Source organism: Trinickia camelliae (assembly GCF_053525655.1).
Map to the genome: position 1 here is coordinate 162,787 of NZ_JBCHAA010000013.1, position 18,494 is coordinate 181,280.

General features: G+C 61.8%; 22 protein-coding genes, 1 tRNA gene and 1 riboswitch. Of the genes, 9 read left to right on the forward strand and 14 right to left on the reverse strand.

The annotated features are described in order from the left end of the window. Positions 1-274 precede the first annotated feature (274 nt). Complete coding sequence (cqsA, locus tag AAHK20_RS21615) at positions 275-1,834, forward strand: alpha-hydroxyketone-type quorum-sensing autoinducer synthase (RefSeq protein WP_449183549.1); 1,560 nt, start codon at positions 275-277, stop codon at positions 1,832-1,834. Between the two features lie 27 nt (positions 1,835-1,861). Here cqsA and AAHK20_RS21620 read toward each other — a convergent pair whose 3' ends face one another. The 11 genes from AAHK20_RS21620 to ydfG form a co-directional block, all read right to left on the reverse strand. After that, positions 1,862-2,947, reverse strand: coding sequence for a response regulator (locus AAHK20_RS21620; protein ID WP_449183550.1), 1,086 nt, complete (start codon positions 2,945-2,947; stop codon positions 1,862-1,864). After that, positions 2,890-4,344: a sensor histidine kinase gene (locus AAHK20_RS21625; protein WP_449183551.1), complete on the reverse strand. Its 1,455-nt coding sequence runs from the start codon at positions 4,342-4,344 to the stop codon at positions 2,890-2,892. Before AAHK20_RS21625 ends, AAHK20_RS21620 begins: the two co-directional genes overlap by 58 nt. Before the next feature lie 17 nt (positions 4,345-4,361). Continuing rightward, positions 4,362-4,437, reverse strand: a tRNA-Lys gene (locus tag AAHK20_RS21630). A gap of 161 nt (positions 4,438-4,598) precedes the next feature. Beyond that, positions 4,599-5,348 carry a tol-pal system protein YbgF gene (ybgF, locus tag AAHK20_RS21635; protein ID WP_449183552.1) on the reverse strand — a complete coding sequence of 250 codons (750 nt, stop codon included), beginning with the start codon at positions 5,346-5,348 and terminating at the stop codon, positions 4,599-4,601. A 15-nt stretch (positions 5,349-5,363) separates the two neighbouring features. Then, positions 5,364-5,867 (reverse strand): peptidoglycan-associated lipoprotein Pal, encoded by a 504-nt coding sequence (pal, locus tag AAHK20_RS21640; protein WP_449183553.1) that lies wholly within the window; start codon positions 5,865-5,867, stop codon positions 5,364-5,366. Between the two features lie 19 nt (positions 5,868-5,886). Then, positions 5,887-7,179 carry a Tol-Pal system beta propeller repeat protein TolB gene (gene tolB / locus AAHK20_RS21645; protein ID WP_449183554.1) on the reverse strand — a complete coding sequence of 431 codons (1,293 nt, stop codon included), beginning with the start codon at positions 7,177-7,179 and terminating at the stop codon, positions 5,887-5,889. A 117-nt stretch (positions 7,180-7,296) separates the two neighbouring features. Then, positions 7,297-8,310, reverse strand: coding sequence for a cell envelope integrity protein TolA (gene tolA / locus AAHK20_RS21650; protein ID WP_449183555.1), 1,014 nt, complete (start codon positions 8,308-8,310; stop codon positions 7,297-7,299). Continuing rightward, a complete protein-coding gene (gene tolR / locus AAHK20_RS21655; RefSeq protein WP_449183556.1) occupies positions 8,307-8,756 on the reverse strand; it encodes a protein TolR in 450 nt (149 codons plus the stop codon). The genes tolA and tolR overlap by 4 nt, the downstream gene beginning before the upstream one ends. A 10-nt stretch (positions 8,757-8,766) precedes the next feature. Beyond that, positions 8,767-9,444, reverse strand: coding sequence for a protein TolQ (gene tolQ / locus AAHK20_RS21660; protein WP_449183557.1), 678 nt, complete (start codon positions 9,442-9,444; stop codon positions 8,767-8,769). Between the two features lie 153 nt (positions 9,445-9,597). Further along, complete coding sequence (gene ybgC / locus AAHK20_RS21665; RefSeq protein ID WP_449183558.1) at positions 9,598-10,068, reverse strand: tol-pal system-associated acyl-CoA thioesterase; 471 nt, start codon at positions 10,066-10,068, stop codon at positions 9,598-9,600. Between the two features lie 68 nt (positions 10,069-10,136). After that, entirely contained in the window at positions 10,137-10,883 is a 747-nt protein-coding gene (gene ydfG, locus AAHK20_RS21670; RefSeq protein ID WP_449183559.1) for a bifunctional NADP-dependent 3-hydroxy acid dehydrogenase/3-hydroxypropionate dehydrogenase YdfG, read from the reverse strand. A 331-nt stretch (positions 10,884-11,214) separates the two neighbouring features. Then, positions 11,215-11,315, forward strand: a riboswitch (ZMP/ZTP riboswitch). A gap of 167 nt (positions 11,316-11,482) precedes the next feature. Here ydfG and glyA point away from each other — a divergent pair. The 7 genes from glyA to AAHK20_RS21705 all read left to right on the forward strand — a co-directional run bounded on the left by glyA (position 11,483) and on the right by AAHK20_RS21705 (position 16,143). After that, positions 11,483-12,730, forward strand: a complete 1,248-nt coding sequence (gene glyA, locus AAHK20_RS21675; RefSeq protein WP_449183560.1) for a serine hydroxymethyltransferase — start codon at positions 11,483-11,485, stop codon at positions 12,728-12,730. A gap of 6 nt (positions 12,731-12,736) precedes the next feature. Then, on the forward strand, positions 12,737-13,219 hold the full coding sequence (nrdR, locus tag AAHK20_RS21680; protein WP_137333725.1) for a transcriptional regulator NrdR: 483 nt from the start codon (positions 12,737-12,739) through the stop codon (positions 13,217-13,219). A gap of 160 nt (positions 13,220-13,379) precedes the next feature. Further along, positions 13,380-13,955, forward strand: coding sequence for a GspH/FimT family pseudopilin (locus AAHK20_RS21685; RefSeq protein WP_449183561.1), 576 nt, complete (start codon positions 13,380-13,382; stop codon positions 13,953-13,955). After that, a complete protein-coding gene (locus AAHK20_RS21690) occupies positions 13,952-14,377 on the forward strand; it encodes a type IV pilus modification PilV family protein (protein ID WP_449183562.1) in 426 nt (141 codons plus the stop codon). The genes AAHK20_RS21685 and AAHK20_RS21690 overlap by 4 nt, the downstream gene beginning before the upstream one ends. Positions 14,378-14,384: 7 nt before the next feature. Next, on the forward strand, positions 14,385-15,227 hold the full coding sequence (locus tag AAHK20_RS21695) for a PilW family protein (protein WP_449183563.1): 843 nt from the start codon (positions 14,385-14,387) through the stop codon (positions 15,225-15,227). Next, complete coding sequence (locus AAHK20_RS21700) at positions 15,224-15,703, forward strand: pilus assembly PilX family protein (RefSeq protein ID WP_449183564.1); 480 nt, start codon at positions 15,224-15,226, stop codon at positions 15,701-15,703. Before AAHK20_RS21695 ends, AAHK20_RS21700 begins: the two co-directional genes overlap by 4 nt. Further along, positions 15,700-16,143 (forward strand): type IV pilin protein, encoded by a 444-nt coding sequence (locus tag AAHK20_RS21705; protein ID WP_449183565.1) that lies wholly within the window; start codon positions 15,700-15,702, stop codon positions 16,141-16,143. The genes AAHK20_RS21700 and AAHK20_RS21705 overlap by 4 nt, the downstream gene beginning before the upstream one ends. A 37-nt stretch (positions 16,144-16,180) precedes the next feature. Here AAHK20_RS21705 and AAHK20_RS21710 read toward each other — a convergent pair whose 3' ends face one another. From AAHK20_RS21710 to AAHK20_RS21720, 3 genes are all read right to left on the reverse strand, one after another. After that, entirely contained in the window at positions 16,181-16,642 is a 462-nt protein-coding gene (locus AAHK20_RS21710; RefSeq protein WP_449183566.1) for a DUF3318 domain-containing protein, read from the reverse strand. A 40-nt stretch (positions 16,643-16,682) separates the two neighbouring features. After that, a complete protein-coding gene (locus AAHK20_RS21715; protein ID WP_449183567.1) occupies positions 16,683-17,072 on the reverse strand; it encodes a phage holin family protein in 390 nt (129 codons plus the stop codon). 140 nt (positions 17,073-17,212) lie between these two features. Beyond that, the gene (locus tag AAHK20_RS21720; RefSeq protein WP_091996233.1) at positions 17,213-17,515 is read right to left on the reverse strand and encodes an ElaB/YgaM/YqjD family protein; all 303 of its coding nucleotides are present in this window, start codon (positions 17,513-17,515) and stop codon (positions 17,213-17,215) included. A gap of 319 nt (positions 17,516-17,834) precedes the next feature. On the opposite strand from AAHK20_RS21720, the gene AAHK20_RS21725 reads away from it, so the two are divergent. Next, the gene (locus tag AAHK20_RS21725; protein WP_449183568.1) at positions 17,835-18,473 is read left to right on the forward strand and encodes a peroxiredoxin; all 639 of its coding nucleotides are present in this window, start codon (positions 17,835-17,837) and stop codon (positions 18,471-18,473) included. Positions 18,474-18,494: the final 21 nt, after the last annotated feature.

Genomic DNA, 18,494 nt, shown 5'->3' on the forward strand with positions numbered 1-18,494 from the left:
GATCTGGAGGATTGAAGTCCTGTTTCGCATATTAGCGGAAAACGGCCTGTATGGTGCGACGCACAATGCAAGCATTTGTTAGCTTGCAAAGGCATTTCAAACGCGTGGCTGACGGGTGTGTTCGTCATGAGTGGAGGGCCGAACCGCAGGCGGATCGTGGATACGAACGGTCGCTGGATCACATGCGTGATACTCGATTCGCGTATTTCTATTAAGTGATCGTCGAAAACGGCGGTATCCGTTGCTGACCGGATAATCCGGTGATTTTTAAGATGTGTTAAGTGCCCGATTTATAGGCATTAATCGCCGGCATGTAATCGATTTTGTCCGATTTTGCCGAATTCCGAATTTCTTAGTCGGCCGTTTTTTGAACGCGAACACCGAGCGGCGTCGCGGTGTGGTGCGGTTGAGCGGCTTTCTGTCGCGCCTTACAGCGAGATTAATCGTCTTTGCGGGACCCTTGCCTAAAGGCAAAACCACGATTTTGTTTGTGCCAAATGGGTGGCTCATTATCGAAGTGCTGCGGGGAGTCGCAGCAATTCATAAGGAGCCAATAATGTACGAAAACATCGATCTGAAAAACGATCGTAGGATGCCTGACGCCCATTTGCCGGGCTTTCTGACCGCGCGCGTCGACCGCTATTATCGCGAGCGCGTTCAGGAAACGTGGAGCGGCGGGCACATCATGAAAGGGCGAGCGCCCGGGCCGGACGCGCTGCACCTGTCGAGTAACGATTACCTCTCGATTGCGCGGCATCCGGAGATTCTGGAGGCGATGAGCACGAGCATTCGGTCGGACGGAAACGGCATGCTGATGTCCGGCATCTTTCTGCACGGCCAGTGCCCGCAGCTCGAACTCGAAGAGCGTTTCGCGCGCTACATGCGCTCGGAAGCGAGCGTGCTGTGTCAGTCCGGCTACGCCGCCAATACGGGCCTGATTCAATCGATCGCCTCTTCGGAAACGCCCGTGTACTCGGACATGATGGCGCATATGTCGCTTTGGGAGGGGATTCGCAGTGCCGGTGCAAAGGCGATCGCTTTCTCCCATAACGACGTCGACCATCTCGAGCGGCAGATTCGGCGTCATGGGCCAGGCGTCATCGTCGTGGATTCAATCTACAGCACCAACGGTAGCCTATGTCCGCTGACAGACGTGGTGGACATCGGAACGGCCACGGGTTGCGTGCTGGTCGTCGATGAGTCTCACTCTTTAGGAACGCATGGCCCGGGAGGCGCGGGCCTGGTTGTCGAGCTCGGACTGACCGACCGGGTGCACTTCCGGACGGCGAGCCTCGCGAAAGCATTTGCGGGCCGCGCCGGTTTGATTAGTTGCTCCAGGCGATTCCAGGAGTATTTCAAGTTCGAGTCGCTGCCTGCGATTTTCAGTTCGACTTTGCTGCCATATGAAGTGGCGGCGCTCGATTCCACCGTTCGTGTGATCGAAAAGGAGGACTGGCGTCGCATCCGGGTCGCCGCGAATGCGCGCTTCCTGCGTACCCGGTTGACCAGTCTCGGCTACAACCTGAACGGCAGCGACAGCCAGATCATCGCGCTGGAATCCGGAACGGAACAACGCACGATCGAGTTGCGAGATGCGCTCGAATCACACGGCATCTTCGGTTCGGTCTTTTGTGCGCCGGCTACCGCCAAGAACCGCGCGTTGATTCGAATGTCCATCAACGCGTCGCTGACTGACGACCAGATCGAGAGAATCGCCGACGTTTGCGATGCGATTCGCGAGCGTGTCGATCTCAGGAACTGGCCGTCGACGCGGCGAGTGCAGCGCGGTCCGCAGGCGGCCGATGAGCTGAGTGTCGTGAAGCGGGCGGCGTGACCGGGTAGCTTCCGGTCACCGTGGGGTTCACGGTTGTGAACCCCACGTCGCGTGCAAGTCCTGGTCGAGACGCTCGAGATAGTCGTCATAGGAGACGAGGGGATCGAGCTTGAGACCAGGCGGGTTCTTGATGACGGAATAAAGATAGGTGTCCTTGCCGTGTATCGCCATTGCCGGATGCATGTAACGCTGCCACGACACGCACCCGGACGGGTAATAGCCCTCCGAATCCCAAAAATAGGGAACGCTGCTGAGGCTGTCGAGCTCGGCGAGAAAGCCAGCGGGCGCGTCTTGCAGAACGGCGATCTCGCGCGTGGCGCGCAGCGCTTCCTCGGAGAAAACGAGCAGCAGGTAGGGCGTGCCGGCGCTGTCGAGCATGAGCAGGCCACCTGGGCGAGGCCACAGATAGTGCTCGACGATGCCGAGCGTACGGAAGATCACAGTGGCTTTTTCCGCGAACGCCGGATCGGCAAGGAACCGGTATGCGGAAAGCGTGAGCGTATCGACGACACTGTGTTGAGTCTGCTTGAAGTACGCGTGCTGCATTTCGCCGATCGCCTGATTGAGCGCCGGTATGGCGCCCGTATCCTGCTTGCGGATGAAGCGGTCGATGATGCCTTCGTTGAAGCCCTTGACCGCGAGGTGTTCATCCGCCTTTCCTGTTAGAACGATTTTTTTGATCGCCGGGTTCGCAATGCGCCGGCACATCTCTAGACCGTTCAGTCCGGGCATGTCGTAGTCGACGACAACGACCGACGTGTGTTCGAAACGCCGTTCGTTGTGGACCTGCCGCCAGATGATGTCGAGACTCATCGCGATGACTTCCTGGGCATCGCTTTCTTCTCCGCGGTCGCGATAGCGGCAGAAGAAGCGTTCAGTCATCGACGTGTGGCTCTCTTCCTCGTTGATCGTGCTGAGCGCGCGTTCGGCGGAGCTGAAGAAGCGGAAGGCGAGCTGGGAGTCGAGCTGCAGGCTGAGATTAGCCAGAAAGGCTGCGCTGTCGTCGACGAAGGCAACGGTGGTGGGATAGGCGAATGGCTGGATCATGGCACTTGTCATGGCAACGGGAGAGTCAATATGAACTCGGTGTGTGAGTTCTTCGTTGATGTGCATTCGATCGTACCGCCCATCTCTCGCAAGACGTCGCGGCAAAACGCCAGCCCGATTCCGGCACCGAGCGAGATGTCGTCAGTGATCGCCGAGGAAGTATAGAAGCGAGTGAAGATATGGGGAAGGGCGTCAGGTTCGATGCCGGCGCCATTGTCCCGGAAGAACAAGCGGTTGGCTTTGGCGGAACGCGCGAGGCGAATGGAAATCTGCGCGTCGTCGATGCTGCGCACGAAGCGCAACGCATTCTTGATCAAGTTGAACAGGACGTGGACCATAAGCGTATCCGAACCCCGAAACGCGAAGTCGTCGGCGAGATCGCATTGAACGTGGAGTCTTTCTTGTTCTCGGAACGGGTACCGCTGAAGCGCCACGTTGACGCAGTGTGCCATCGAGCATTGTTCGGGGTGCTGGGTATATCCACCCGTAAAGCGTGCGTTCACGAGCAGCATGTCGATCACCGAATTCGAAAGCAACGCTTCGTGCTCGATGCGCTCGAGAGCGCCGTGCATGGAGTACAGATGCGCAAGACGGATCTTCGGAACGTCGAGACCGTTGCGCTTCGCGAGATCGTAACTTTCCAGCAGCACAGGGAGGAAGCGACCCAGTCCCGCTGCGCCCGCGCGGATCGCAAGCATCGGTGTGCGAAGCTCATGCGCGACGCTGCCCGCCGTGGCCAGCATGGCGCGCTCCTGCTCGACCTGGATTCGTGCTGTGTCGTAGTTGGCGATTGCGCCGATGGCGATCGCGAACGAAAAAATCGCGAGATGCGCGAGGTAGGGCGTTCCGAGGTTGACGGGGTCGGCGGTGAAGCAATAGGCGAGCACGGCAATGCCGACGCCCACCATGAAGCTAAGTACGAGCATGAGCCAATCGAGCAGCAGCACCATCACGAAGGCTGCAATCAAAGCGCTTTCCACCCACACTTCGCAACCGTCGTTCTTCAACAGCATGAAGGTGAAAAAGAAAGGCAGCCCGTACGAGACGACGGCGTACCAATAGTGAGGCAGATAGCGTTTTGCCGCGGCCGGCCAATGGCGGTGGAGCAGGATCGGCATGAAAAGCGCCGACCCGACGAGCCTCAGCGTCAAATTCTCGTACTGCTGAGGAAAAACGTTATGCCAGACGTAGTAGTAAAGCGGGAAGCCGACAATCGCCAGAATTGCGAATGGGCGCAAACGGTTCTCCGCATACTGCATGTTTCTCAGCGCAGGTGCGAATGCGCGACGGACGAAGCGCTGAATCGAATCGCGTAGGCCCAGTTTGCGCATAATCCCTTTCGACGAATTCATGTGTTCTCGGTTTAAGCGGCGGCCGAGATATTGTGCACGAAGGGATGCAGGCGAGGTGCTGCGAGCGTCTGACGTCGCCGGAAACGAAAAAGGGTTACATGCAGTTCGCATGTAACCCTTTATGTCTTTGGTAGGCCGTACGGGATTCGAACCTGTGACCAACGGATTAAAAGTCCGCTGCTCTACCAGCTGAGCTAACGACCCAAAGAGGCAAAATTATAGCGGCGGATCATTGCGCTTGTCAACGTTTCGTCAGCGAGACTATCATCCGGCCAAAAAAGAAAGCCCGGAGTGTTGATGCTCCGGGCTTTCCAGCGAGAGGCGCGCCTTGTGTTACTGGATCCACATGCGCGTGATGGCTTCGTTTATTTGATCTGCGAGAGCTTGTTTTGCGCCGTCTGTGCGACTTCTGACGAGCCGTATTGGTCGACGATTTGCTGCAAGGTCTTGCGGGCAGCGGCCTTTTGACCTTGTTCCAGTTGATTGTTCGCAATCGCCAGCAGCGCTTCCGGTGCGCGCGGATGCTGCGGATAGTTCTTCACGACACTCTGCCAGGTGGCCGTCGAGCCCTTGTAATCGCGCAGCGCATACAGCGCGTTGCCGAGCCAGTACTGCGCGGTCGGCTGATAGGGGCTCTGCGGATACTTCTGGATGAAATCGCGGAACGAAGCCGCCGCGTTCTTGAAGTCGCCGTTGCGGAACTGCTGCGACGCGGCGTTGAACGCTTCCGTCTCACCCGGCTGCACCGTGCCCTGGACCCCATCCACCGTCTGCTGCTGCGGCTCGAACTTCTTGAGCCGCGTATCGAGGTCGGTGTAGTAGTCCTTTTGCTGCTTTTGCAGGGTGGAGACCTGGTTCGTCAGGTCTTCGTTCTGTCCGCGCAGCGTGGCGACCTGCTGGTTGAGCTGGTCGAGCCGGTTGGATTGATCGAGGATCGTGCGCTGGGCGGCCGCGAGCTGGGTAGTGAGACTGTCCGTCTTACTGCGCAGATCGAGGATCGCCTGGCGCGCCTGATCATCGTCGAACAGGCCGGCGTGCGCCGGCGCCGCGACGAGCGCCGATCCGGCCACGCAGGCGGCTGCGGCAAACCGCAGCCAGGGGAAACGGTACGTCATACGCCTATTCATCCATTATTGATAGACGAGGTCGGCGCGGCGGTTTTGCGCCCACGACGCTTCGTCATGACCGGTTGCCAGCGGCTTTTCTTTACCGAGGCTCACGGCTTCCATTTGCGAATCCGGCACGCCGAGCAGCGACAGCGCGCGACGGACGGCTTCAGCACGCTTCTGGCCGAGCGCCAGGTTGTACTCGCTCGTGCCGCGCTCGTCGGTGTTGCCTTGGATCAGGACGTGACGTTCCGGATGGCTCTTCAGGTAATTCGCGTGGACTTGCAGCAGCGATTGGTACTCGTCCTTGACCGAATAGCTGTCGAAGTCGAAGTACACGCTGCGCTTGGCGAGCGGGCTGTTCGGGTTGTTCAGCTCGTCGACCACCACCGGCGCCACCGCATTCGGGTTCGGTTGGGTGCTGACCGCGCCTTGATTCGCGTTTTCGGTCTTCTTCACGCCCGAGCTGCAAGCAGCCAAAGCACCAACCAGCAACACGGCAAACGCCATACGAAGTTTGGACATCATTCGTTACTCTCCTTGTGTGTCATTGCATAAACGGGCCCCAGGTCGGCTCGCGCACGCTGCCTCCCTGAACGGACAGGACCTGCCGCGTCCGACCATCGGTCGATACAGCGGCCAACACGCCACGGCCGTTCACCTGTGTGGCGTAAAGAATGTACTGACCATTCGCCGCGAAGCTCGGCGATTCGTCATGTGTCGTGTCGGTGAGCGCCGTGGCTACGCCGCTCGATAGATCCTGAACATACAGCTTGAAGGCGCCGCCCACACGGGAGATATAGGCAAGCGTCTTGCCGTCGGGGCTGATGCGCGGGCTCGTATTGTAGTTGCCGTTGAACGTCACGCGCTGCGCCGCGCCGGCGCTTTCGCCCTGGGCCGGCATCTTATAGATCTGAGGCTGGCCGCCGCGGTCGCTGGTGAAGTAAATCGACTGCCCGTCGGGGGAGTAACAAGGTTCGGTATCGATGGAGCTGCCTTGCGTGAGGCGGCGCAAGCCGGTTCCATCGGCGTTGACTGCGAAAATCTGCGTATTGCCGGTCTTCGAGAGGGCGACCGCCACCGTGCGGCCGTCAGGCGACCAGGCCGGCGCGCTGTTGTTGCCCTTCTGGTCGGAGACGATCACGCGGCGGCCGGTCGGCAGGTCGTGAATGTAGACGATCGGTTTCTTCTTTTCGAACGACACGTACGCGACTTTCGTGCCGTCGGGCGACCAGGCCGGCGAAATGATCGGCTCCGGGCTCGTCAGCGCGGATTGTGCGTTCTGGCCGTCGGAGTCGGAAATCTGCAGCAGATACTTGTTGCCGCTCTTGATCACGTACGACAGGCGCGTCGCGAACACACCGCGTGTGCCGAGCAGCTGCTGATAGATGTAGTCGGCGATCTTGTGCGCGCTCATCCGCAGCCCGCTTTCCGGGCTCACGAGCGACAGGCCGCCGAGGCTTTGCTGCTTGACCGTGTCATAGAGCTTGAAGCGCACTTCGTATTGGCCGTTCGCAAGGCGCGTGACGCTGCCCGAGACGAACGCATCCGCGCCCTTGGCCTTCCAGGCGCCGAGGTCGACCGAATCGGTTTCGGAGACCGGCGCGCTGCCGGCGTCGATATTCGTGAACTTGCCGCTGCGGGCCAGATCCTGGCGCACGATCGTGCTGATCTGCTGAGGAGAATTCACTTCGTTGGCGAAATTCGCCGTAGCAATCGGAAACTGGGTAGAACCGACGCCCGTCACGAGGACGTTGAGTTGGGCATGGGCGGCAGCGCCTGCCGTAATCAGGCATGACGCCACGAGTGTTCTAAGGCCTAGCTTCGTCATCAAACTCATGCTGTATAAATTCCCGAATAACGATATGTAACAACCACTGCACAACAGCAAAGAGACCAGCAAACCGTCGATTCGTTCCCGTATTTCCCCCTGCCGGAGCGGGGCAGGGGACTTGGTTCACGCCGCCGGACGCATCGTGATCAAGAACGTTGCGGGCGCGCGGCCGTCGGTGTCGAGCGGCATCGGGTCCGAGCGCTGGACGGCGCGCAATGCCGCGTCGTCCCACTGCGCGTTGCCGCTGGAGCGCTGGACCGTGGCGGACAGCAGCGTGCCGGTCGGCGCGCAGCGCACCGAAATCACAGTTTCCAATCCCTGTGTGTCACCCGCCCACACGATGTTCGGACGCACTCGACGCTGCACCTTCTCCGCGTAGCCCGGTGACGTTGCCGTCCCGCCCGCGCCGCTGCCGGTGCCGCTCTTGGCCAGGCCGTTGCCGGTCGAACTTTCGCCGCCGGCCATGCCTTGCATTTGCGCTAGGCGCGCACGCCGTTCCTGATCGAGCTGTTTCTTGGCCGCTTGCTGCTGAGCCAACTGCTTAGCCTTCGCGGCCTTGTCCGCGTCGGCCTTCTGCTGCGCTTCGAGCTGCGCTTGCTGCTGGGCTTTTTGCTGCTCGAGCTGCTGCTGTTTCAGCTTTTCCTGTTCGGCCAGTTGCTGCTGCTTGAGCTTTTCGGCCTGCGCCTGCTGTTGCTTCAGTTTGTCCGCAGTCGCTTTCTGCGCAGCCAGTTGCGCTGCCTGCTGCTCAGCGAGCTGCTGCTGGCGCTTGGCTTCCGCTTCCTGCTGGGCCTGGAGCTTCAGGCGCTGCTGCTCGGCGAGGAGGGCGGCCTTGGCTGCGGCTTCCTCTTGTTGCTTGCGTTTCTTCTCCTGCAGCGCGATGTCGGCTTCTTCGTCCTTGACGGGCGGAGTAGGCGCGACCTGCACCGGCGGCGTCACAACCGGCGCGGGCGTCGGCTGATTCGGGATGTCGGTCCAAAGCTCGGCCTCGGCGCCGGCCGGCGTGCTGTTCTGCCAATGGATGCCGTGATACAGGAACAGCCCGAGCAGGACATGCATCAGCGCGGCGAGCGCGAACGCTCGCCAAGTGCCCCGCTCCTTAGGCGGGTGAAACGGATAAACGGACTTCTTCCGGTTCATTGCGATTTGACCAGCAAGCCTACGCGCTTGACGCCCCGCGCCTTCAGGTCGGACATCACGTTCATGACGACTTCATACTGGACGGTCTTGTCGGCGGCAATCACGACCGGTTGATCGGGATGCGATGCCTGACGATCGACGACGAAGCTGTTCAGATCCGCGCGAGTCATGTCTTCCTGCTGCGTGGCGCCCGAATCGTCCTTGTATTTGACGTTCATCTTGCCGTCCGCGCGAATGTTGACCACGACGGGCGGCGTTTGCTGTTGCGGCGCCGCGCCGCCGACGGTCGGCAGATTGACGATGGAAGGCGCGACGAGCGGGGCCGTCACCATGAAGATGACGAGCAGCACCAGCATGACGTCGATGTACGGCACGACGTTGATGTCGGCCATCGCACGGCGCGAGCGGCCGCCGCGCATGCTGGAACGGTTGGTGGAGCCGGCCATCGAGTACTCCTTAATGCGCCTGGCGCTGCAGAATGTTCGAAAACTCTTCGATGAAGGTCTCGAAGCGGATCGCGAGGCGATCGATGTCGTGTGCGTAGCGATTGTAGGCGACCACGGCCGGGATGGCGGCGAACAGGCCGATGGCGGTCGCCGTCAGCGCTTCGGCAATGCCGGGCGCGACGTTGGCGAGCGTCGCCTGCTGCACGTTGGCGAGGCCGCGGAAGGCGTTCATGATCCCCCACACCGTACCGAACAGACCAATATACGGGCTGACGGAGCCGACGGACGCGAGGAACGCGAGGTTGGCTTCGAGCACGTCCATTTCCCGCTGGAACGCGGCGCGCATCGCACGGCGGGCGCCGTCGAGGATCGCGCCCGGATCGTTCAGACGCTTTTCCTTACCCTTCAGAAACTCGCGCATGCCGGACTCGAAAATACGCTCGAGCGCGCCGATCGTGTGACGGTTGTTGGCGGCGCTTTGGTAGAGCGCCTGCAGGTCGCCGCCCGACCAGAAATCGCGTTCGAAGCGTTCAGTTTGCGCGCGTGCGCGGCGAATCGCAAACCACTTGCGGAAGATGAAAGTCCACGACATCAGCGACAGCAACAGCAGGAGCGCCATCACCGCCTGCGCGAGCACGCTCGCGTTGAGAACCAGAGTAATGATCGAAAGATCTTGTGCGTTGTTCATATAGGTTTGCTTTAACGTCCCGGATGGGGCGTCCGGCTGCAAGGCTTATTCAGGCTTTCAGTCGGGGACTCGAAAGCGTTCGCGGCCTCCCGCCGAACCATGCTTAGTATCGTTGCGGGCGATACAAGTTCATTGGCAGAGTCTCAACGGTGTTTATGCACTTGCCGTTGACACGTTGGATGGATTTACACCCGGTCCGCGCCGCAGCGCGGCGAGCACCGGCGCCGGAATCGCCGCGGGTTTCAGCGCGCCGCGATCGACACACCCGACGCGAATCTGGCCCGTCGCCAGCAGCACGTCGTCGCGCCAGGCTTCTTGCGTGAAGTCGACGGATGCCCGCCCGATCCGCTCGATGCGGCTCTCGATGGTCACGACATCGTCGAGGCGAGCCGGCGAGTGATAGTCGAGCGCGGTGCCCCGGACGACGAAAACCACGCCGTCCTCGTCAGCGAGCCGCCTTTGGTCGACGCCGCACGCGCGCAGCCACTCGGTGCGCGCGCGCTCGAAATACTTCAGGTAGTTCGCGTAGAAGACGATGCCGCCTGCGTCGGTATCTTCGTAATACACGCGGATCGGCCACGTGAAGCCGATTTCCGCCTCAGAACGGCTGGTGGTCAGTTTCATGGACCGGCATTTTACCGGAACGCGCGAGCACGTCTCAAAACACTGGGCATCCTTCCTCGCAATGCCCGTCAGCCCCGGTGCACAGAGAGTCCCGCAAACGATTGAGCAACCGGCATCAGCTCGATCGTGTTGACGTTGACGTGCTTGGGGAGAGTCGCGATCCAGTAGATCGAGTTGGCGATGTCCTCGGGGGTCAGCGGCTCCACGTTGTCATACATTTTCGCGGCTTTCTCGTCGTCTCCCTTGAAGCGCACGTTCGAGAACTCGGTGCCGCCGCACAGGCCGGGCTCGATATCGGTCACGCGCAGCGCCGTGCCAGCGAGGTCCGCGCGCAGGTTCAGGCTGAACTGCCGGACGAATGCCTTGGTCGCGCCGTAGACGTTGCCGCCTGCGTACGGGTAGTTCCCGGCCGTCGAGCTCAAATTGACGATATGCCCACGATTGCGCTCGACCATGCCCGGCAGGAGTGCGCGGGTGACGGTGACGAGACCGGTGCAGTTGGTCTCGATCATCGTGTGCCAGTCGTCGAGATTGGCGCGCTGGGCCGGTTCGATCCCAAGCGCGAGGCCGGCGTTGTTGACGAGCACGTCGACGGCGGCGAAGTCTTTCGGCAGCGTTGCCGGCACGGCTTCGACGGCGGCGCGATCGCGCACGTCGAGTTCGAACGGCAGAAGGGCGTCGCCGAGTTCGGCGGCGAGCGCGTCGAGACGGTCTTTGCGGCGCGCGGTGGCGACGACGCGATGGCCCCCGCTGACGAATGCGCGGGCGATGGCGGCGCCGAAGCCGGCAGAGGCGCCTGTGACGAACACGATCATTGCTGCTCCCTGGTCGGGTCGATGGATGGGAAAAACGGAAGCGAGAGAGCCTACTTCGATTGCGATTTCGCGGCAAGAATGGCCTTTGGCCGATGGTATGGCCAAGCCGCAGTCTGGCGATCGTATGCGTTCGCAAGGAATCGCGCTTGGCGCAGACGCGCGACGTCCTCGGCGAAGCCCTGCCGGAAGGCGCCGTTCTGGTCTTTCGCGACACCTGCCGCAGGACCCGAAATCGGCTGTGAAGCTCGCCCGGCGGGCGCCTCGTGCAGTGGTTCGAACCGGAAGCGTCATGCGGTTGCCTATTCAATGAGGTTCCAATAAACTAACGCGCTCATCCCTGCGTGACTGGCGATAGCACCCCATCGGGGTCAAGGTGGAGCCACCCACCGTGAAGCGCAGGGTGCCGTTTTGCCGTTCGCCTGGGCAGCCGAGAGTCGCGCGTCGTCGATTGCGCTGCTGCTGGCTGCCGCGCCCGCGTAACGGATCCTCATGACTTCATCCGCCACGTCAGGGCTGGCCCAGTCGCCAGCAGCGCAGCGTACGATCGGTACGTATCCGCGCACGCCCCGGTCAACCTGCACACACTTTACGGAACCCGTATGTTTGACAGAGCCCAAAGCACCATCGCCAACGTCGATCCAGAAATCTGGAAAGCGATCCAACAGGAAAACCACCGTCAGGAAGAGCACATCGAACTGATCGCGTCGGAAAACTACACGAGCCCCGCCGTGATGGCCGCTCAGGGCTCGCAGCTCACGAACAAGTACGCCGAAGGCTACCCGGGCAAGCGTTATTACGGCGGTTGCGAATACGTCGACGTCGTCGAGCAGCTCGCGATCGACCGCGTGAAGGAGCTCTTCGGCGCGGAAGCCGCGAATGTGCAGCCGAATTCGGGCTCGCAGGCCAACCAGGGCGTGTTCTTCGCGATGCTCAAGCCGGGTGACACTATCATGGGCATGAGCCTCGCCCACGGCGGCCACCTGACGCACGGCTCGCCCGTGAACATGTCGGGCAAGTGGTTCAACGTCGTCAGCTACGGTCTGAACGAAGCCGAAGACATCGATTACGACGCCGCTGAAAAGCTCGCGCAGGAACACAAGCCGAAGCTGATCGTCGCGGGCGCATCGGCATTCGCGCTGCGCATCGATTTCGAACGCCTCGCGAAAATCGCGAAGTCGGTCGGCGCATACCTGATGGTCGACATGGCGCATTACGCCGGCCTGATCGCCGCGGGCGTCTATCCGAACCCGGTACCGCACGCCGATTTCGTCACGACGACCACGCACAAGAGCCTGCGCGGTCCGCGCGGCGGCGTGATCCTGATGAAAGCCGAGTACGAGAAGCCGATCAATTCGGCGATCTTCCCTGGCATCCAGGGCGGCCCGCTCATGCACGTGATCGCCGCGAAGGCCGTCGCGTTCAAGGAAGCACTGTCGCCGGAATTCAAGGCGTATCAGCAGCAAGTCGTCGACAACGCCCGTGTGCTGGCGGAAACGCTCGTGAAGCGTGGCCTGCGCATCGTGTCGGGCCGCACCGAAAGCCACGTGATGCTGGTTGACCTGCGCGCGAAGCACATCACGGGCAAGGCGGCGGAAGCGGCGCTCGGCGCGGCGCACATCACCGTCAACAAGAACGCGATTCCTAACGATCCGGAAAAGCCGTTCGTCACGAGCGGCGTTCGCCTCGGTTCGCCGGCGATGACGACACGCGGCTTCGGCGTGAAGGAAGCCGAGCAAGTGGGCAACCTGATCGCCGATGTGCTCGACAACCCGGAAGACGCCGCCACGATCGAACGCGTGCGCGGGCAAGTCGCCGAGCTGACGAAGCGCTTCCCGGTCTACCGCTGATCGCCTATGCGCTGCCCCTTCTGCCGGCATGACGATACGCAAGTGGTGGATTCGCGCGTGTCCGAGGACGGCGCCGCGATTCGGCGGCGCCGCCGTTGTTCGGCCTGCGACAAACGTTTTACGACGTACGAACGGGTCGAGCTGGCGTTGCCGGCAGTCGTGAAGAAGGACGGCAGCCGCACTGAATTCGACCGCCGCAAGATCGCCGCGAGCATGCAACTGGCGCTGAGAAAGCGCCCGGTGGCAGCCGATGCGATCGACGCGGCGGTTGCACGTATCGAATACCAGCTGCTTGGCAGCGGCGAGCGCGAGGTCAAGAGTGACCGCCTCGGTGAACTCGTGATGAGCGAGTTGCGCCAGCTCGATACCATCGCCTACGTGCGTTTTGCTTCTGTCTACCGGCAATTCGAAGATGTCTCCGAGTTCGCCGACATCATCGAAGAGGCCCGCCGCGCCGCGGCGCCTGCCAAATCGTCGCGCAAGCGCTGATTCTTCATATCGCTTCATCGCATTCCCTGCCTGCTTTTTCGGTGTGACACACGATTCTTGCTTGTGATCGCGCTCGCGCGCCACTAGGCCGAATGGCCGATTGTGGCGTCTCGGCGTCGCCGCTAGATTCGTCGTGTGCGGACAGCCGGGAAACTTTGGAATGCAAAGCAAATTAGTGTTGGGAGCAGGGTCGCGTTGGAGCGGCTGCAGGGGTTTCACGCTCGTGGAATTGTTGGTCGTGGCCGTGCTCGTTGCGCTTTTCGGCGTGATGGCGATGCCGTCTTTCATCGCGTGGCGAATGCGGGATCAAGTCGATGCGCGGGCAAGGGTGCTCGTGTCCAGTTTGACGTACGCGCGCAGCGAAGCGATCCGGCGCGGCGTGCGCGTCACGCTTTGCCGGATCGATGCGGCGCGCCGTTGCTTGGCGGCGCGAGCTCCCTGTGACGATGGTGCGCTCGATTGGTCGTGTGGATGGGCGGTGTTGGCCGACGCGCGAGTCGCGCCTTCCGTTTTGCGGATGCAGCCGCGCATGGCAGCGGTTGCCATCAAGGGAAACGCGGCGGAGATCGCTTTTACCCCGCCTGCAGGACAGGTAATTGGCGGCTTCCGGAGTCTCGAGGTGGCGCCGCGCGATGTCGGGGCCGGCACGCGCCGCGACGGCTGGCGACGCTGTATCCGCATTGCCGCGGGCGGGCGCGCCCGGCTCACCGAAGGCCGTTGCAGGAGCGCGGCATGACAGCACGGTCGTGGCGCAAAGGGCAGGGCGGAACGCTGCTCGAAGTGCTGGTCGCGATCGCGTTGATGGCAGTGAGCGCGCTTGGCGTGATATCCGTGCAGTTGTCGCTGGCGCGTGGTGAAACCGAGGTGGCGATGCGCGAGCGCGCCTCGGTGATCGCGGACTCGCTGGCCGAAGCGGCGCGAGGCACGACGTCGGAGGCTATCGCGTTGGAGCAATGGCGGGCGCAAGCCGTGAGCGCGTTGCCGAGCGCTGATGTGAGCGTCCGTGAGCAGAATGGCCGCCTAGCTCTGTCGATGGTGGTCTGGGCGGCCTGGCGGCGCGATGCTCGAGTGCCCGTCCATCGGCCAGTGGGGTGCGGTGAAGTGACTGCGGGCACTTCCGCGAACATGTCGTGCGCGTCGATCGCGTTCGTCCGGTGAGACGCCTATGCGCGACGTGAACGGCATTCAAGAGCGCGTGAATCGGCAACTCGGTCATACGCTGGTCGAATTGATGATCGCGATGACGCTGGGGCTGGTCGTGACGGGTGGCGCCGTGTCGCTCTACCGGTCGCAGCGTCAGGCGTTTACGCAGGCGGTTGATGCGGCGTCGATGCGCGATGCCGGCATGACGGCGTTGATGCTGATCAGCCAGCAAGTGCAAATGGCCGGCTTCGTGCCGATCGATGCGTTTCCGAGCGGCCTGCTGGCATCGCCGGGCAGTCCGGCAAGCGTGCCGGCGCTCTTCGGCTGCTCCGGTGCGCGGCCGGTGGGCGCGGGCAGCACGCCGAACTGCGAGCCGCTCGCAAGCCGGTCCGACGGGATCGTTGTGCGCTATATCGGTGACGCAGTGTCGACGTGGCCGACCACGGCGGGGCACGCCACTGACTGTCTTGGGCAAGGCGTGGGATCTGCCGGCGCCGCCGAGCCGATCGTCAATCGCTACTACGCCCGACTCAGCGGTTCCACCGGTGAGCCAGAACTCTATTGCGAGGGCAGCGGCAGGGGCGGGGTCGGGCAACCGCTCGTCGAGGGTATCGAGCGGTTGCGGTTCAGGTATTGGCTACAAGGGGCTTCCACGCCGGTCGCCGCAAACCTCATCGCGGCTGGCCAATGGAGCAACGTCGTCGCGGTGGACGTCTGCGTGCTCGCACGCGGCGCGCTGACTCAGCGGCGCGTGCGGTATATCAATTGCGACGGAGCGTCGGTGCTCGCCGCCGACAAGCATGCGCGGCAAGCGTTCTGGCGCCGGGTCGCGGTGCGCAATAACGAGCCGGTTCCATCGTCATGAGCGCCACGCTACCGATCGTCCTGACGATATCTTCGATGCTGCTCGCGACCTCGGCGGCATGGCTCGAAACGTCGACCGCAAACGTTCGTCGCGCCGCCAACATGCACGACTATCTGCAAGCGTTTCACGCAGCGGACGGCGCGCTCAAGCTCTGCACCCGAGCACTGCGCGCAGGCGTAGCGCCGACACTGCCTGCCGTCGACCGCGAACCCGTCGAGTGGAAGCACGCGAGCGCCTTCGACGGGCCGTTCGCGCTCACGCCGCATCCGCAATGGCCGGGCTCGGCGAGAGCGCCGCAGTGTCTGATCGAAGCATGGAAGCTCGTTAGCCGCCCGCAAGCAGAGGCTTATCTACTGACCGCGCGTGGCTTCGGCGCGAGCGCGGCAACGCAGGTCTGGCTGCAACTCGAGGTCGTTTTCCAAGAGGGGGCGATGATCGAAGCGCGCTGGCGGCGCGTCGTTGAGAGTTCATCATGAGGGCCACTCCGAACCGGTGGCGCGGCCACGGCTTCACGATGCTCGAACTGGTCATTGCGCTGGCGATTGCCGCGATTCTGGCCGCGTATGCGGTGCCTTCGTATCGGAGCCACGTGGCGCGCGGATATCGAATCGATGCTGCCGCCGCCGTGTATCGCGCGGCGCAATACGTCGAAGCGAATGCCTTTGCCGGCTTGACGACGTTGCCAAGCGGGCTCGACCAGTCACCGCAATACGGCACGGCCATTTACCGGCTGCGGCTCTTGCCCGGAGACGAAAGCAACGGAGGCTATGCGGTGGAAGCGAGGGCGGTCGATACCGGGCCCATGAGTGACGACGCTTGCGGCGCATATATGCTTGATGCAACCGGCGCCCGATCGAATCGGTCCGTCTCCAAAGACGGTGCGCTGAGCACAGACGATTGTTGGCATACGAGATAAAAACAGGCGCATGCCTAAGGCGAGACTACGGCGGCTATTACGAAGACGACGCGGCCCCATCGTCGTCTTGATCTACCTTGGTTTGCTTGATTTGCCGCCAGATTCGATACGCTTCCCAAACCGCGAGGCCGAGGCCGCCCCACTTCAGCGCGGGCTTCACGCCGGCCTTGAGAGCGCCGCGAAGAGGCTTCGCAAGCACCATCGAAGCGATCGAGCTGACGAGCGGATATCGCGCGACCAGCTCGCTGAGGCTCGCGTTGATGCCTTTGCCGGAGCCGCCTCGTTGTGTGAAGCCGAAGCCCGGCACAAGCATCTTGAGCCAACTGAAATTCGAAACATTTCGCCGCAGGTCGGCTGTAGCCTGCCGGAGCTCGGCGCGTTCGACGTCCGCGCGCAACAGCAATATCTCTTTGCGTACCGCGCGCAGTTGCGGCGCGCTCAGGTCTTTCGAGAAGGTGCGTTTGCGGCGAACTGCGGATTCCGGCGGGTTCTGGCTCATGGTCGGGTGCGTGACGATTCGGGGGAGGCGGAGCCTGCTCTCACGGCTTGCGGAATGCTTCGCGGTCTTTCTCGAATTCTTCGAGCAAGCCTTCGAAGACGAGCGGCGCTTCGCGCAACCCGGAACGCGCCCGCAGCATGCAAACCAGCGCGGCTACGGCATAGACGATCGTGATGCCGGCCAGCGCCTGCCAGCGATAGGTGTCCCAGAACGCGATCGCGATCAGCACGGTCAGGCTGACGAGCGCCATCATGCCGAGCATCATCGCAGCCAGGCCGAGGAAGAGCACCACGAGCAGGCGTTCCTTTTCCTCTGCGAGTTCGATACCGAGCAACTCGAGCCGTGTCTGCAACAGCGCAAATACAGAGCTCAGCATTCGCCGCAACGGCCGATGTTGCGCGTGTTGCGATTGTGATTCTTCGTTTGACATGGCTTATGCGCGAGACGTGCTGCAGATGCACCAAGAGAAGGCGACCGGCAGCCGTTGCGCCGGTTCGCCTGTGGTTTCAGGCAAGCCATTCGATGGTCAGACTTGCCTGGCAGGCGTGTACCCGCTTGGCCTTGATTGCTTTACTTGCGATTGATCAAGAGACCGACCAGCACACCGACGCCGGCAGCGATGCCGATGGACGCCCACGGATGCTCGTGCACGTAGTCGTCGGTGGCGCGGACTGCTTTTTTGCCCTTTTCGACGACGACGACTTGTACGTCCGCTGCCTTTTCCTTGGCCTGCTTGAGGCGGCTAAGCGCCGTTTCACGCAGTTCTGAGGCACGTTCGCCCGTAGCGCTCGCGGCTTGCTTCAACAGATCCTCGGCGTCCGCGAGAACGGTTTTGATATCGGACATCAATCTCTCCTTGTTGACTTCTGACATTACAGCTCCCTTTTTGTCGTGCCACGCGAGCATCGTAACCAAAGACGCGGCGGCTGGCGAGCCTGGCACGCCCGATGTGTACCGTTCACGCACGGTCTATTCCCGGGACGATGGCCCACGTCGGCGAGTCGAGCCCGGTTGGAGTTGAGTTGATCTGGAGCGAAAAGTTTCTCTCAGAAATGCGGAAATTACAAAAAATAATGTCGATGTGACGGAATGTTCGTTCGTCCAGTACGTCGATTTCCGTATATTCGTGGTTTCGACGAACCGTCGTTCGTTTTGCGCGAGCACGGTTACCCCGGACCTTCAAGGAGCCCCTATGAGTCTACGTCTTGGCGACATCGCGCCCGATTTCGAGCAGGCATCGAGCATTGGCCACATCAAGTTTCACGAATGGCTTGGCGACAGTTGGGGCGTGCTCTTTTCGCATCCGGCGGATTTCACGCCCGTCTGCACGACGGAACTCGGCCTGACGGCGAAGCTCGCGAGCGAATTCGAGAAACGCGATGTCAAGACGATCGCGCTGTCGGTCGATTCCGCCGAATCGCACGTCGAGTGGATCAAGGACATCAACGAGACGCAGGCCGCGAGCGTCGGTTTTCCGATCCTTGCCGACGGCGACCGCAAGGTCTCGCAGCTCTACGACATGATTCATCCGAACGCGAATGAGACGCTAACCGTGCGTTCGCTTTTCGTGATCGACCCGAAGAAGAAGGTGCGACTCATCATCACGTATCCGGCGAGCACCGGCCGCAATTTCGATGAGGTGCTGCGTGTGATCGATTCGCTGCAGTTGACTGACAGCCATCAGGTCGCGACGCCCGGCAACTGGAAGCAGGGCGACGATGTGGTGATCGTCCCGTCGCTGAAGGACGAGGAGGTGATCAAGCAGAAATTCCCGAAGGGCTATAAGGCATTGCGTCCGTATCTGCGGCTTACGCCTCAGCCGAACAAGTAAAACGGCATGTAGTCAGTTCAG

Excerpts from the sequence above, each read along its gene's own strand:
- AAHK20_RS21620 (WP_449183550.1), bottom strand. The coding sequence starts at position 2,947 with ATGCACATCAACGAAGAACTCACACACCGAGTTCATATTGACTCTCCC.
- AAHK20_RS21625 (WP_449183551.1), bottom strand. The coding sequence starts at position 4,344 with ATGCGAACTGCATGTAACCCTTTTTCGTTTCCGGCGACGTCAGACGCT.
- ybgF (WP_449183552.1), bottom strand. The coding sequence starts at position 5,348 with ATGACGTACCGTTTCCCCTGGCTGCGGTTTGCCGCAGCCGCCTGCGTG.
- pal (WP_449183553.1), bottom strand. The coding sequence starts at position 5,867 with ATGATGTCCAAACTTCGTATGGCGTTTGCCGTGTTGCTGGTTGGTGCT.
- tolB (WP_449183554.1), bottom strand. The coding sequence starts at position 7,179 with ATGAGTTTGATGACGAAGCTAGGCCTTAGAACACTCGTGGCGTCATGC.
- tolA (WP_449183555.1), bottom strand. The coding sequence starts at position 8,310 with ATGAACCGGAAGAAGTCCGTTTATCCGTTTCACCCGCCTAAGGAGCGG.
- tolR (WP_449183556.1), bottom strand. The coding sequence starts at position 8,756 with ATGGCCGGCTCCACCAACCGTTCCAGCATGCGCGGCGGCCGCTCGCGC.
- tolQ (WP_449183557.1), bottom strand. The coding sequence starts at position 9,444 with ATGAACAACGCACAAGATCTTTCGATCATTACTCTGGTTCTCAACGCG.
- ybgC (WP_449183558.1), bottom strand. The coding sequence starts at position 10,068 with ATGAAACTGACCACCAGCCGTTCTGAGGCGGAAATCGGCTTCACGTGG.
- ydfG (WP_449183559.1), bottom strand. The coding sequence starts at position 10,883 with ATGATCGTGTTCGTCACAGGCGCCTCTGCCGGCTTCGGCGCCGCCATC.
- glyA (WP_449183560.1), top strand. The coding sequence starts at position 11,483 with ATGTTTGACAGAGCCCAAAGCACCATCGCCAACGTCGATCCAGAAATC.
- nrdR (WP_137333725.1), top strand. The coding sequence starts at position 12,737 with ATGCGCTGCCCCTTCTGCCGGCATGACGATACGCAAGTGGTGGATTCG.
- AAHK20_RS21685 (WP_449183561.1), top strand. The coding sequence starts at position 13,380 with ATGCAAAGCAAATTAGTGTTGGGAGCAGGGTCGCGTTGGAGCGGCTGC.
- AAHK20_RS21690 (WP_449183562.1), top strand. The coding sequence starts at position 13,952 with ATGACAGCACGGTCGTGGCGCAAAGGGCAGGGCGGAACGCTGCTCGAA.
- AAHK20_RS21695 (WP_449183563.1), top strand. The coding sequence starts at position 14,385 with ATGCGCGACGTGAACGGCATTCAAGAGCGCGTGAATCGGCAACTCGGT.
- AAHK20_RS21700 (WP_449183564.1), top strand. The coding sequence starts at position 15,224 with ATGAGCGCCACGCTACCGATCGTCCTGACGATATCTTCGATGCTGCTC.
- AAHK20_RS21705 (WP_449183565.1), top strand. The coding sequence starts at position 15,700 with ATGAGGGCCACTCCGAACCGGTGGCGCGGCCACGGCTTCACGATGCTC.
- AAHK20_RS21710 (WP_449183566.1), bottom strand. The coding sequence starts at position 16,642 with ATGAGCCAGAACCCGCCGGAATCCGCAGTTCGCCGCAAACGCACCTTC.
- AAHK20_RS21715 (WP_449183567.1), bottom strand. The coding sequence starts at position 17,072 with ATGTCAAACGAAGAATCACAATCGCAACACGCGCAACATCGGCCGTTG.
- AAHK20_RS21720 (WP_091996233.1), bottom strand. The coding sequence starts at position 17,515 with ATGTCAGAAGTCAACAAGGAGAGATTGATGTCCGATATCAAAACCGTT.
- AAHK20_RS21725 (WP_449183568.1), top strand. The coding sequence starts at position 17,835 with ATGAGTCTACGTCTTGGCGACATCGCGCCCGATTTCGAGCAGGCATCG.